The sequence below is a fragment of the Cellulophaga algicola DSM 14237 genome (assembly GCF_000186265.1).
GTDB classification, from domain to species: Bacteria; Bacteroidota; Bacteroidia; order Flavobacteriales; family Flavobacteriaceae; genus Cellulophaga; species Cellulophaga algicola.
Map to the genome: position 1 here is coordinate 3,067,094 of NC_014934.1, position 13,525 is coordinate 3,080,618.

The 13,525-nt window shown below is 32.4% G+C and carries 12 protein-coding genes; 4 read left to right on the plus strand and 8 right to left on the minus strand.

Annotated features, from left to right (window positions below):
• Positions 1-50 precede the first annotated feature (50 nt).
• The 3 genes from CELAL_RS13265 to CELAL_RS13275 all read left to right on the plus strand — a co-directional run bounded on the left by CELAL_RS13265 (position 51) and on the right by CELAL_RS13275 (position 1,800).
• Positions 51-293, plus strand: a complete 243-nt coding sequence (locus CELAL_RS13265; RefSeq protein WP_013551411.1) for a hypothetical protein — start codon at positions 51-53, stop codon at positions 291-293.
• Positions 294-726: 433 nt separating this feature from the next.
• On the plus strand, positions 727-969 hold the full coding sequence (locus tag CELAL_RS13270) for a hypothetical protein (RefSeq protein WP_013551412.1): 243 nt from the start codon (positions 727-729) through the stop codon (positions 967-969).
• 600 nt (positions 970-1,569) lie between these two features.
• Complete coding sequence (locus tag CELAL_RS13275) at positions 1,570-1,800, plus strand: hypothetical protein (protein WP_013551414.1); 231 nt, start codon at positions 1,570-1,572, stop codon at positions 1,798-1,800.
• A 134-nt stretch (positions 1,801-1,934) separates the two neighbouring features.
• Here the strand turns inward: CELAL_RS13275 and CELAL_RS13280 are convergent, their stop codons facing one another.
• The 7 genes from CELAL_RS13280 to CELAL_RS13310 form a co-directional block, all read right to left on the minus strand.
• Positions 1,935-3,140: a sensor histidine kinase gene (locus CELAL_RS13280; protein WP_013551416.1), complete on the minus strand. Its 1,206-nt coding sequence runs from the start codon at positions 3,138-3,140 to the stop codon at positions 1,935-1,937.
• A 185-nt stretch (positions 3,141-3,325) separates the two neighbouring features.
• Positions 3,326-6,688 carry a preprotein translocase subunit SecA gene (gene secA, locus CELAL_RS13285; RefSeq protein ID WP_013551417.1) on the minus strand — a complete coding sequence of 1,121 codons (3,363 nt, stop codon included), beginning with the start codon at positions 6,686-6,688 and terminating at the stop codon, positions 3,326-3,328.
• A gap of 176 nt (positions 6,689-6,864) precedes the next feature.
• Positions 6,865-7,089, minus strand: a complete 225-nt coding sequence (locus CELAL_RS13290) for a DUF2795 domain-containing protein (protein ID WP_013551418.1) — start codon at positions 7,087-7,089, stop codon at positions 6,865-6,867.
• Between the two features lie 127 nt (positions 7,090-7,216).
• On the minus strand, positions 7,217-7,789 hold the full coding sequence (locus tag CELAL_RS13295) for a cob(I)yrinic acid a,c-diamide adenosyltransferase (RefSeq protein WP_013551420.1): 573 nt from the start codon (positions 7,787-7,789) through the stop codon (positions 7,217-7,219).
• A gap of 198 nt (positions 7,790-7,987) precedes the next feature.
• Positions 7,988-8,476 (minus strand): hypothetical protein, encoded by a 489-nt coding sequence (locus tag CELAL_RS22460; protein WP_013551421.1) that lies wholly within the window; start codon positions 8,474-8,476, stop codon positions 7,988-7,990.
• Positions 8,477-8,482: 6 nt separating this feature from the next.
• Complete coding sequence (locus CELAL_RS13305) at positions 8,483-10,363, minus strand: ABC-F family ATP-binding cassette domain-containing protein (RefSeq protein ID WP_013551422.1); 1,881 nt, start codon at positions 10,361-10,363, stop codon at positions 8,483-8,485.
• A 27-nt stretch (positions 10,364-10,390) separates the two neighbouring features.
• Positions 10,391-11,569, minus strand: a complete 1,179-nt coding sequence (locus CELAL_RS13310; protein WP_013551423.1) for a lipoprotein N-acyltransferase Lnb domain-containing protein — start codon at positions 11,567-11,569, stop codon at positions 10,391-10,393.
• Between the two features lie 99 nt (positions 11,570-11,668).
• Here CELAL_RS13310 and CELAL_RS13315 point away from each other — a divergent pair, with 99 nt between their 5' ends.
• A complete protein-coding gene (locus CELAL_RS13315) occupies positions 11,669-12,433 on the plus strand; it encodes a CDP-alcohol phosphatidyltransferase family protein (protein ID WP_013551424.1) in 765 nt (254 codons plus the stop codon).
• Positions 12,434-12,723: 290 nt separating this feature from the next.
• Here the strand turns inward: CELAL_RS13315 and lptB are convergent, their stop codons facing one another.
• Entirely contained in the window at positions 12,724-13,461 is a 738-nt protein-coding gene (gene lptB, locus CELAL_RS13320; protein WP_013551425.1) for an LPS export ABC transporter ATP-binding protein, read from the minus strand.
• Positions 13,462-13,525 lie beyond the last annotated feature (64 nt).

The following is a 13,525-nucleotide window of genomic DNA, read 5'->3' on the forward strand; positions in this document are numbered from 1 at the left end:
ACGAAATACGCTTTAGCTTGGTAGTATCTTTACAGTATAATACACAAGTCATGAAAACTATCTTAACTATTTTATTTGTTCTTTTTATCGGTCTATTTGCTCAAGCACAAGATGCTAAAGCAGAAGTAAAGGTAGCTGCACAAGTAGAAAGTGTTGTTTTAGTTTCTTCAACAATAGAAGCTACATTAAATAGTAACGAAACTAAAGTTGCTCGTTTATACATGGATAGAAATTATAAAGTAAAAAAAGCCTTGTCTTTTTACACAAAAGCAAACAAAACTAAATTAGCATAATTTTACTTGATCCATACGTTATATAATTCACGTACATCTTTAAAGTTTTTTTTGCATAGAATCTTCTCTTCTCCGTATCATTTAATTTACCTCTTTATTATTTAGTATTTGTTTTTAGCGCTATGTGCTTTGAACTTAATTTTTTATTACTAGAAGAACGTGTCTCAAGTACGCTATTCTAAAAGATATGGTATTAGTTACTTTTTCTCTGCTATATGTATTCTGCTGATGTGGCTATGGAAAATACATACTTGTAATCATCGGTAAAATACCGATAATTACGATGATAGAATTTTGAAGTAAAAACCGTTATCGGATAAAAATCTGCTTACATCTAGATAATTCCCAGTCACCGATAGTTAAATGGTATTGGGCGAGAATCGACGAAATACGCTTTAGCTTGGTAGTATCTTTACAGTATAATACACAAGTCATGAAAACTATCTTAACTATTTTATTTGTTCTTTTTATCGGTCTATTTGCTCAAGCACAAGATGCTAAAGTAGAAGTAAAGGTAGCTGCACAAATAGAAAGTGTTGTTTTAGTTCCTTCAACAATAGAGGCTACATTAAATAGTAGCGAAACTAAAGTTGCTCGTTTATACATGGATAGAAATTATAAAGTAAAAAAAGCCTTGTCTTTTTACACAAAAGCAAACAAAACTAAATTAGCATAAGTATGGAAGTATCATTAATACTAGTAATAGCTCTTACATTCTTTAATATTATAAGGTTAAATATACAGACTACTTCAAAAATGAAAGAGATGTTTGTTGCTATGAAAAAATAAAGTCACTCCTTAGTAGAGTCTAGTCTTAAAATAATAGAATAAAAGGTTCCTGAAAAGGAACCTTTTATAGTTTAATAATTAAACCATTTGCAATTGCATTTAGAGGTCTTTTTAGGAGGTTATGGCTGTTTCCAATACTCATATCAAATTGTACTTTTAGAATCTCTAATATGTTGTAAAAAAGAGAAATAAGGATTCTAGATTGTGCTTGTTGTTTGGAAATTTAAATGAGTTGTATTTAATTGAATTGTAATAGTTCTCAACATAAAAGATGAATTTTAAACCTTTTATTCGAAATGATGAAAGGGTAAATACCGATTAACGACCTGAAATTACGATGATGCATTTTTAAGTGAATTACCGTTATCGGACAAAGGGTTCTTTACACCCTGATAAAGTTCATTCACCGTTAGATAAATGGTGTTGGGCGAAAATCGACGAAACGCACTTTAGCTTGGTAGTATCTTTACAGTGTAATATCCAAGTCATGAAAGCAATTGTAACTATTTTATTTGTTCTTTTTATCGGTTTATTCGCCCAAGCTCAAGAAGCGAAAGTAGCTACTCAAACAGAAAATGTTGTTTTGGTTGCTCCAACGGTAAAGACTACATTAAATAGTAATGAAACTAAGGTTGCACGTTTATATATGGATAGAAACTATAAAGTGAAAAAGGAATTATCTTTTTATACAAAAGCAAACAAAACTAAATTAGCATAATTATGATGGTAACAACTATAGTACTAATAACTTCAATTCCTCTTGTAATTTTATTTTTAAATACCAAACAGAATACAGCTAAACAGTTAAAGACCGTAAAGGTAAAAGTAACTAAACGTTAAGTAGCCTATAGTTTATGCGATTGGTTGAAAGTTTTGACCAATCTCTTTAAATGTTATAATATAATTGGTTCCTTTTTTAGAGGCATCTTTTAAGATAGAACCCTGCAGTTGTCTTGTAAGGTTGTAGATAAGTTTTAATCCCAGAGACGTTGTTGTTTGTGGTGTGATACTTTCTTCATAACCATCTCCATTATCACCAATGTTTAAGACGTAATCCTGATCTTCTTGGCCTTTTTTAAGAGCGATACTTATTTCGCCTTCACCATTGTCTTTAATACCATATTTTAAAGAATTTGTAATGGCTTCATTAATAAGAAGTCCTAATGGGATGGCAGTATCTATTCCAAGATTAATATCTATAATATCAATAGCTACTTTTATTCTATTATCAGTTCCTTTTATAGACCGGACTAAGTAATCACTTAATTCCTCTACGTACGACTTGTATTCAATTTTTGATAAGTCTTCACGCATGTACAGCATTTCATGTACCATAGCCATAGAGTTAACCCTATTCTGGCTACTCTTAATCATTTTTTTCATTTCCTCATCTTTCATGTTTCTTGCTTGTAAACTTAAAAGACTAGATACGGTTTGCAAATTATTTTTTACACGATGGTGTACTTCTTTAATAAGCGTTTCTTTTTCACGTACTTTTTGTTCGACCTCCATTTTGGATTTGTACAAATTATAATGTGTTTTGACCAATATCTTACCAAATACTCCGCCTAGTATATATAAGGAGAAAAGAATACTTATAAAATTAAAGAGATCTTTTGAGTCTTCAGGAACTACATTCCTAATATAAGGAAGATTTAGAATAGACTGAAAGTAAATTAAGGTAACGATAATGAATGCACAATAGAGGTAAACTTCTCCATAGCGCTTTGTAGTTACATAGCCAGCAAAAACAACTAAGCCTAAGACAAAAATAAATGCGCTGTTAATACCGCCGCTAAATAAGGTAATAATAATACAGCTAAATAAAGTTACAAGTGATGTAACATTATACATCAATGATAAATTTTGATGCTTTTTAAATGCAAAGGTGTTTGCTAGGTTTATAATCGAAAATAAAAAAAACACGTACGGAATTACTTCTGTAATCTTTAAAAAGTAAATACATATGAAACCAAACACTAAGGATAGGGCTGATGAGATGTAATTTACTTTTAGAATTAGGTTTTTTTTGGTTTTAAGGCGTTGTTGGTGAGCCATTTATTTAGTTTTACTGCTAATAATTTTCCTTAACAGGTGGAATTTCCAAGCATTAAGATAAGTATTTTCTCTATAATACCATCAAAATACAAAGAATCTTATGTAAAACTAAATATGTTTTTTGGTTAAAAGCAAAAACGACAGCCATTATAGGCTGTCGTTTTAGAATATATTTTATATGAAAATTAATGCGCTGTGATCACCCATTCTCCTTTTGAAAGAAGTGGTTCGGCTTGTTTAAACTTTACCGTTTTACTTTCTCCAGACATTACATTTTTAATAGTAACACGGTCATTACGTCCAATTTTTGGAGCTTCACGGGTTATTGTCTCGGTAATTGCAGGTCTGCTTCCTTGATTTTGACCTACAGCTCGATGTTGTGCAGCAAGTTCATCACTATTTAAAACCTCTTCTTTACTAACGTTTAAACTTTCTTTAGGCTCACTAATAGTTTTGGCTTCTTGAATGTTAGTATCGTTGCCATTAGGGATTTCTCCTTTATATAAGAATGCTACAACTTCTTTATTAACGTTTTCAATCATTCCTTTGAATAATTCAAAAGCTTCAAACTTGTAAATTAACAATGGATCTTTTTGTTCGTGAACCGCAAGTTGTACAGATTGCTTCAATTCATCCATTTTACGTAAATGAACTTTCCATGCATCATCAACGATGGCTAAAGTGATATTTTTCTCAAAATCTGTAATCAACTGTTTACCTTCACTCTCATAAGCTTCTTTTAAATTGGTAACAATATTAAAAGTTTTTATGCCATCAGAGAAAGGAACCACAATACGTTCAAATTTGTTTGCATCATCTTCAAATACATTTTTAATTACCCGATTTGCAACGGTAGCACTACGCTCCATTTTATCTTGATAATGTTGGTATGCATTTTTATACAATAAAGATGCTATTTCTTGAACACTTCTCTTTGTAAATTCTTCTTCTGATAACGGGGACGTAATCGAGAAGTATTTAATCAATTCAAATTCAAAATTCTTATAATCACTAGCATTCTTATTTGTTTCCGTAATTACTTCGCAAGTGTCATAGATCATATTTGCAATATCAACCTTTAGACGCTCACCTTGTAAGGCATGACGACGACGTTTGTAGACAACCTCACGTTGTGCATTCATTACATCATCATACTCTAATAATCGCTTACGAACTCCAAAGTTGTTCTCTTCAACTTTTTTCTGAGCACGCTCAATAGATTTGGTCATCATTGAATGCTGAATAACTTCACCATCTTCTAAGCCCATTCTGTCCATCATTTTTGCTACTCTGTCAGAACCAAATAAACGCATTAGGTTATCTTCAAGAGATACATAGAATTGTGAACTTCCTGGATCTCCTTGACGTCCAGAACGACCTCTTAATTGGCGGTCAACACGACGAGAATCATGACGTTCTGTCCCAACAATTGCTAAACCACCTGCTTTTTTAACGGCTTCTGATAATTTAATATCGGTACCACGACCAGCCATGTTTGTAGCAATAGTTACAATACCAGCTTTACCAGCTTCTTCAACAATATCTGCCTCTTTTTTATGCATTTTAGCATTCAAAACATTATGAGGAACTTTGCGAATACTAAGCATACGAGATAAAAGCTCAGAGATTTCAACAGATGTTGTACCTATTAAAACAGGTCTTCCAGCAGCAGAAAGTTTAGTAACTTCTTCAATTATCGCATTATACTTTTCACGTTTTGTTTTATAAATTAAATCATTTCTATCATCTCTAGCAATAGGCCTGTTGGTAGGAATCTCCATAACATCTAGTTTGTAGATTTCCCAAAACTCTCCTGCTTCTGTTATAGCTGTACCCGTCATACCGGCAAGCTTATTATACATTCTAAAGTAGTTTTGTAAAGTAACTGTGGCAAAAGTCTGTGTTGCAGCTTCAATTTTTACACTTTCTTTAGCTTCAATAGCTTGGTGTAATCCGTCAGAATAACGACGACCGTCCATAATACGACCCGTTTGTTCATCAACAATCATTACCTTATTTTCCATAACAACATATTCTACATCTTTTTCAAAAAGTGTATATGCTTTTAATAGTTGATTTAAAGTATGAATACGTTCGCTTTTAATACCAAATTCTTTGAAAAGTTCTTCTTTAAGTTCAGCCTCTTGCTCAACATCAAGATTTTGACTTTCAATTTTAGCGATGTCTCCACCAATATCAGGCATTAAGAAGAAGGTAGGATCTTGTTCCCCAGAGATATGTTCTACTCCTTTTTCGGTAAGCTCTATCTGATTATTTTTTTCGTCGATAACAAACCAAAGTGCCTCATCTACTTTTGGCATTTCACGGTTGTTATCTTGCATGTAGTAATTCTCAGTTTTTTGAAGCAGTTGTTTTACACCTTCTTCACTTAAGAATTTTATTAATGCTTTATTTTTTGGTAATCCACGGTGAACTCTTAATAATTGAAAACCACCTTCTTTAGTATCACCAGAAGAAATTAATTTTTTAGCTTCCGCTAAAACGCCTGTTAGATATTGCTTTTGTAAGGTTACAATATCGTTTACTTTTGGTTTTAATTGATCAAATTCTTGAATGTCTCCTTTTGGTACAGGACCAGAAATAATTAAAGGGGTACGTGCATCATCTACCAAAACAGAATCGACCTCATCTACAATAGCAAAGTTGTGCGGACGTTGTACTAAATCACTTGGCGTATGCGCCATGTTATCTCTCAAATAATCAAAACCGAATTCATTATTTGTACCGTAAGTAATATCTGCATTATAGGCTGCGCGTCTACCATCAGAATTTGGTTGATGATTATCTATACATTCTATAGTAATACCGTGAAATTGAAATATTGGAGCCATCCAAGCGCTATCACGTTTGGCTAAGTAATCATTTACCGTTACTAAATGAACTCCATTACCTGTCAATGCATTTAAATATAAGGGTAAAGTTGCTACTAAAGTTTTACCTTCTCCTGTGTGCATTTCAGCAATTTTGCCTTCATGTAATGCAATACCACCAATAAGCTGAACATCATAATGTACCATGTCCCAGGTAACCTCTTTACCAGCTGCATTCCATGAATTCTGCCAGATAGCTTTATCACCTTCTAAAGCAACATACTCTTTTGTTCCAGAAAGCTGTCTGTCATACTCAGAGGCAGTTACTTCTATTGTAGTATTATTAGCAAAACGTTTTGATGTTTCTTTGACAACAGCAAAGGCTTCTGGTAATATAGCTTTTAGCGTTTTTTCAGAAATTTCATAAACTTCCTTTTTAAGGGCGTCTATTTCTGCGTAGATATCTTCATTTTTGTCAATATCTTTTGAGTTTTTCACTTCTGCTTCAAGCGCCTGAATCTGATCGTTAATGACTTGTGTGTCATTTTTAATTTGTGCTTTGAATGAAAGTGTTTTATTTCGGATTTCATCATTGCTTAAACCAGCAAGTTCTTGTTCGAAAGAATGAATCTTATCTATGATAGGTTGTAGTTCTTTGACATCTTTCTTAGCCTTATCGCCTACAAAAACTTTTAAAACAGAATTTAAAAAACTCATACGGTAAATTATTTTTTTTAATCTATGCTATAACCATACCAAAGGTATTATGCCGGAATAACATGACAGAATGAACTATAATAAACAGCAATATTGATAATGCTGTCACTCAAGTTCAAAATTAAGTAAAAAAAAAGCCTCAAATGAGACTTTTTTAATGTTATTACGTTAATATTTTAATATTCGTCCTCGTTCCAAAGGTAATCTTCTTCCGTTGGGTAGTCTGGCCAAATTTCTTCGATAGATTCGTAAATTTCACCGCCTTCTTCTTCCATAGACTGTAGATTTTCTACAACCTCTAGTGGAGCTCCGGTTCTAATTGCATAATCTATCAATTCGTCTTTGGTAGCTGGCCAAGGTGCATCACTTAAATAAGACGCTAATTCTAAAGTCCAATACATGTTAGTGGTATTATTTTAATTTTTTGCAAAACTAAATTTTAAAATGATATATCCAAGTTTTTTCGTAGTTATTAATAAATTATTTTTTAATAAATATGCTAATATGTTGATTATTAGCATTTTGTTATTATTTTTTTTCTGGAATCCATTTTATTTCTTCAACGTTTAAATGAGCAGATAAACCCCGACCAAGCATAAACAGATAATCTGATAGTCTATTTAAATAACGTAAAACATTTGCTTCAAAGGGTTCATTGTCATTTAAATGTGATGCAATACGTTCTGCTCTTCGGCATACCGTTCTGGCAATATGACAGTATGACACGGTTGTATGGCCCCCTGGTAAAATAAAATGAGTCATTGGAGGTAAGTTAGCTTCAATAGTGTCCATTTCTTGTTCTAGCAGCAAAATATCATCGGCACTAATTTTATCAATATTTAAACGTTCTTTTCCGTTTTTTAATAGTGCTTTTTCAGGATCGGTTGCTAAGACGGCACCTACAATAAATAATTTATGCTGAATAAGGGTGAGAATGTCTTTAGAATGCTGATCTATTTCTTGATCACGAATTAAACCTATCCATGAATTTAATTCATCTATAGTTCCGTAGCTTTCAATTCTAATATGATGTTTAGGAACCCGAGTACCTCCAAAAAGTGCTGTTGTACCTTTGTCTCCTGTTTTTGTATAAATCTTCATTGCTTCTGATTTTCTTTAGTAGAATTACGTCTTTTAGGAAGTTAGCGTTTGTTGCGATCCATAAACCTGCGGTTTTTTCGTTCTTTTGTTCTCTTTTTATTTTTAAGGAGGTTTCCTATGAAAATAACAGCCAAAACAGCAAATGATATGTAAATGATGTACTTCATTTTTAATAGAATTTAAACTAAAATTACAGGTTTATATCCGAATCTTAAAATGTTCTTTTACTTGTTCCCGTCTAAAAAATAGAATACCACAGTGAAAGGTATCAATGCTTACCGTCACTTTTTCTAATGTAATAAGCTGGTTCCAATGTGTGTAGTTTTTATTAATGGCATTAATAAAAATGAGTGTTTCATTAGTAACGCTATTTATATTCCTTAAATAGGCTAAGTTTTTTTCAGAAAGAGTGTCTAAGTAAATAAAATCAACAGAATTATCATCGGCAACTATTTTAGGAAATTTTTGCTGTACTAATTTTTCTAGTTCCGTATTTCTGTCTTTAAAACAGACTTTAGAACTATTAAAATAATCCAATAGTTTTAAAGCCGTATTTAAAGATTTGTCAGAGGTGTGTTTTTGATTCTTGTACAAGCACTTGGTTACAAGAGCATACACAAAAGGGGAGTGCACCCCATGCTGATTGGTTGATGAAAAGATAAAAAATAAATACCTTAGAAATTGCATTTTAAATTACTCTATAAGTGCAGAAAGTTCAAACCAACGTTCTGTTTTAGCTTCAATAGCCGCTCCTATTTCCTTTAGTTCAATAGATAACTTGTCTATTTGCTCACCGCTTAATGAAGAATCTGTAAATTTATGTTGTGTTGCTTCTTTTTTGCTTTCGAGTTTTTTAATCTCTTTTTCAAGATTAGTGTACTCTTTTTGCTCGTTAAAAGTTAACTTCTTTTTATCTTCTTTTTTTTTGGAACTTTTATCGGTGTCCGTACTTGTCGTATTATTTTCTTTTTTAGCAGCTCGGCTTTCTAATACAGCACTATCCTCGTAAGATCTAAAATCTGAGTAATTGCCAGGAAAATCTTCAATAACAGCATCACCTCTAAATACAAATAAGTGATCTACAATTTTATCCATGAAGTAACGGTCGTGAGATACTACTAATAGACATCCTGGGAAATCCATTAAGAAGCTTTCTAGAACGTTTAGCGTTACAATATCTAAATCGTTGGTAGGTTCATCAAGAATTAAAAAGTTTGGATTCTGAATTAAAATAGTACATAAATACAAACGCTTACGTTCGCCACCACTTAATTTGCTTACAAAATCATACTGTTTTTTACGGTCAAATAGAAAGCGTTCTAGTAATTGTTGGGCAGATATTTGTCTGCCTTTCATTAACGGAATGTAATCACCAAATTCACGAATTACATCAATAACTTTTTGGCCTTCTTTTATATCAATACCTTTTTGTGTGTAATAGCCAAATTTAATAGTTTCACCAACGACAACTTTTCCGCTATCTGGCTCATCTAATCCGCTTAAGATATTTAGGAAAGTAGACTTTCCAGATCCATTTTTACCGATAATACCAAGGCGTTCTCCGCGAAGGAAATTATACTCAAACTTATCTAATATTGGTTTTCCAGGGTATGATTTTGAAATTTTATGGAGTTCAAGAATTTTACTTCCCATACGTGCCATGTTAATCTCCAATTCTACCTCGTTCTCATTTCTACGCTTGCTTGCTTTATCTTTTATTTCGTAGAAATCATCTATTCTAGATTTAGATTTTGTAGTTCTAGCCTTTGGCTGTCTGCGCATCCAATCCAATTCTTTTTTGAATAAAAGTTTAGATTTATGTTGTTCTGTAGCTTCTTGTTCTATCCTGTTCTCTTTCTTTTCTAAATAATAAGAGTAGTTCCCTTTATAAGGGTACATGATGCCTTCGTCTAATTCTATAATTTCATTACATACGCGTTCTAGAAAGTAGCGATCATGCGTTACCATGAATAATGTCATGTTTTCTTTAGCAAAATACTCCTCTAGCCATTCAATCATTTCTAGATCTAAATGGTTGGTAGGCTCATCAAGTACTAATAAATCTGGTTTATTAATCAGTGCATTTGCTAAGGCTAAACGCTTTTTCTGTCCCCCAGAAAGGATATCTACTTTAAGGTGAATATCGTTTAAATTAAGCTTTGATAAAATTTGCTTGTATTGTGTTTCAAAATCCCAGGCTTGAAAGCGTTCCATACCTTCAAAAGCAGTTTGATATGCATCTGCATCTTCAGGGTTTTCTAAAGCATGTTCGTAAGCTCTAATTACTTTAAGCACTTCATTGTCAGACGCGAAGATTGTTTCTTCGATAGTTAGATTAGGATCTAAATTAGGTTCTTGATCTAAAAACGAAACACGAATTCCTTTTCGGTAATTTACTTGCCCGGAATCTGGAGTGTCTAATCCTGATAATATATTTAAAATAGAGGTTTTTCCACTTCCGTTTTTAGCGATAAGCGCTATTTTTTGGTCTTTGTTTATTCCGAAAGATATATCAGAAAATAAAACGTGTTCGCCGTAGGCTTTTGCAATATTTTCTACTGATAATAGATTCATGTAATTTTTGTATTAGAACTGGCAAAGTTAGTGAACTCTAGCAGACCTTAGCGAATAAATTAAAAAGGAATATCTAACGACCAATGCAAGCACAATTGGAATTATTAAAATGCTGAATATTTGTACTTTAAGTAGCCAAAGTAGCATCGCTATAAAAATACAAACTAGTAGTACAATTAAGTAGGGTATCATCCATTTTGGAGTAATACTCTTTTTAAATACGATAAAAGCAATGAAAGTATTTAAAGGAAATGTCCATAAGAAATTAAAGTTCTTTGCTGTAGCTTGATGATCTGTTCCGAACCAAAGGAAAACTATTAAAATGCCTGCTAAACCTGTGATAAGGAACAATGTAAAATCTAAATACCTAGATCGTTTTTTGGTTTTATAATCTTTTAGTGTCATTAGGCATACGAGTATACCTATTAGGGATAACCAAAATAATGGCGATAAAAAAAAGTTATGCTCTTTTTTTACGGGTGTTTCCTTCAATAGGATGGTGTCATTTGAAATTAGCTTCTTTCCATTTAAAGTAGCGTATGGTAATTGTTTGTATACATATATAGGGAGAAATAAATGTTCCCAAGGTGTTGCTTTTTTATCTATTACGGAGCCTAATGCTAAATCTATTCCGAAATTTGACCATGAATTTATTTCTAAATTTTGATGTATTAATTCTCTGAATGTATATTGGTTTTCTAAGTGGTTGTATTCAAATTTTAATTTATTGCCTAAAACTGTTTTTAGTGCATCAGGTATTCTGGTAGAGCAATTATCAAATAAGAAATCATATTTGTAGAATCTATTTTCAGGAAGATGGTTGTTTTCTAAAAATTTTAAAAAATCATTTCTTTCCGCTAAGGTGAGTTGTAAATCTTGTTCTCTTACCCATCTGTTTTCTAGTTCATACCCATATAAAAAACCGGAAAAGGATTCTCGTGCTAAGGAATATAATAATTTTCCTTGTGTAAATTTTACATAAAAATTCGGCGTATTAAAATCAAAATGGCCATAATTATAAACTACATCAATACCTAATGTTGGGTCTTGAACCCGTATGGCGCTATGGCCAAATTTAGCGTAAAGCTCATCTGCAGTCCCCACAGTTAGGATGCTTATTTTTGATTTAGAGGAAAGTGTTGGTTGAGAAAATCCAAATAAAGAAAAAGCAAAAAGGAAACCTAGAATATATTTTTTAAATGGCATAGTTTGGGGTAATGATTTTCTGCAAACAAATATGCGAAGAATTTATTTGAGATAATTAGTTCCGGTAAAAATATCCTATTTTTACCAAAAGCTTAACACATGAAAAAATACGTACCAAATCTTATTACTTTGCTTAATTTATTCTGCGGATGTATTGCTGTCTTCTTTGCTGTACACGGAGTTTTTGAAATGGTAGCATTGTTTGTTTTTTTAGGGATAATTTTTGATTATTTTGACGGATTTGCAGCACGAATACTTAATGTGAAAAGCGAATTAGGTTTGCAGTTAGATTCACTAGCAGATATGGTTACAAGTGGTGTTGTACCTGGTATTGTAATGTTTAAGCTCTTAGAAATGTCATCAACAGGTGGTTGGAGTAGTGGTTTGTTGTCAGAAAGCTCAGGAATGGTTACATGGCAATCTTTTAAAATAAACCCTCAAGAATTGATTCCTCTTTTAGGGTTAATTGTTACGCTAGCTTCTGCTTATCGCTTGGCAAAATTTAATATAGATGAAAATCAGACCAATTCTTTTATTGGATTACCAACGCCTGCCAATACCTTATTAATTATTTCACTGCCTTTGATCTTATTATATCAAAATAATGAAATACTGAATAGCATTATACTAAACCAATGGTTTTTAATAGGGTTAACCTTCGTAAGTGCCTACTTATTAAATTCTAATGTAGCGTTATTTGCGTTGAAATTTAAGAATTGGAGTTTTAAAGATAATGCGATTCGATATGTATTTATAATAATGAGTTTAGTGCTTTTAGTTACCTTAAAATTTATGGCAGTACCAGTGATTATCCTCTTTTATATTCTTATTTCGGTACTAAGTGCACTAGGAGAGAAAAAATAATTGTAAAGACTTTGTGATGGGGCAGTTGGGGTACGTTAATTTTTACATGAATTGTTATTTTTACGATAGTAACAATTCTCACCGATGAAATTTTCACAAGGTGCCGATTAGTGATCATGCGGCCAATAGCTATAGTAAACCATTTTTCTTATTACTCTCTCTCTTTACTTCATTGAAAATGAGAAAACAGCTGTAGTTTAACAGTTGTAAATAATAGCAGCGTTGTTTGGGGTCTTTATTTGGTGTGTAGGTTTTGCATTATTTTAAATAACTACTTAAAAATTAAGTATCTAAAACACTTTCTTTTTACGGAGCTCAAAATTCTGACCTAAATACACTTTACGTACCATCTCATCTGCAGCTAAATCTTCAGGGATTCCTGATTTTAAAATTCCGCCTTCAAACATTAGATACGAACGTTCTGTAATCGCTAGGGTTTCTTGAACGTTGTGATCGGTAATTAAAATACCAATATTCTTTTCTTTCAGTTGTGAAACTATACGTTGTATGTCTTCTACTGCTACAGGATCTACACCAGCAAAAGGTTCGTCTAATAGAATAAATTTTGGGTCGGTAGCTAAAGCGCGAGCAATCTCGGTTCTTCTGCGTTCTCCTCCCGAAAGTAGATCGCCACGGTTTTTACGAATATGTCCAAGACTGAATTCTTCTATTAAAGATTCCATTTTCATTTCTTGCTCTTTCTTGCTCAGCTTCGTAAGTTGTAAAACACTTAAAATGTTTTCTTCAATACTTAGCTTTCTAAATACAGAAGCTTCTTGAGCAAGGTATCCTATTCCGTTTTGTGCTCTCTTGTACATCGGGAACTTGGTAATATCCTTGTCATCTAAATAAATATTACCGCCATTAGGTTTTACTAAACCAACGATCATATAGAAGGAGGTAGTTTTTCCGGCTCCATTTGGACCAAGAAGTCCTACAATTTCTCCTTGATTAACTTCTAATGAAATTCCTTTAACTACTGGTCGTCCTCTATAGGACTTCATTATATTGTCTGCACGTAACTTCATAAATGCTAGTTCGTTGTTGGTTTTTACCTAATTTTCCTAGTTCAAAACTAAAGGAAAATGTGGT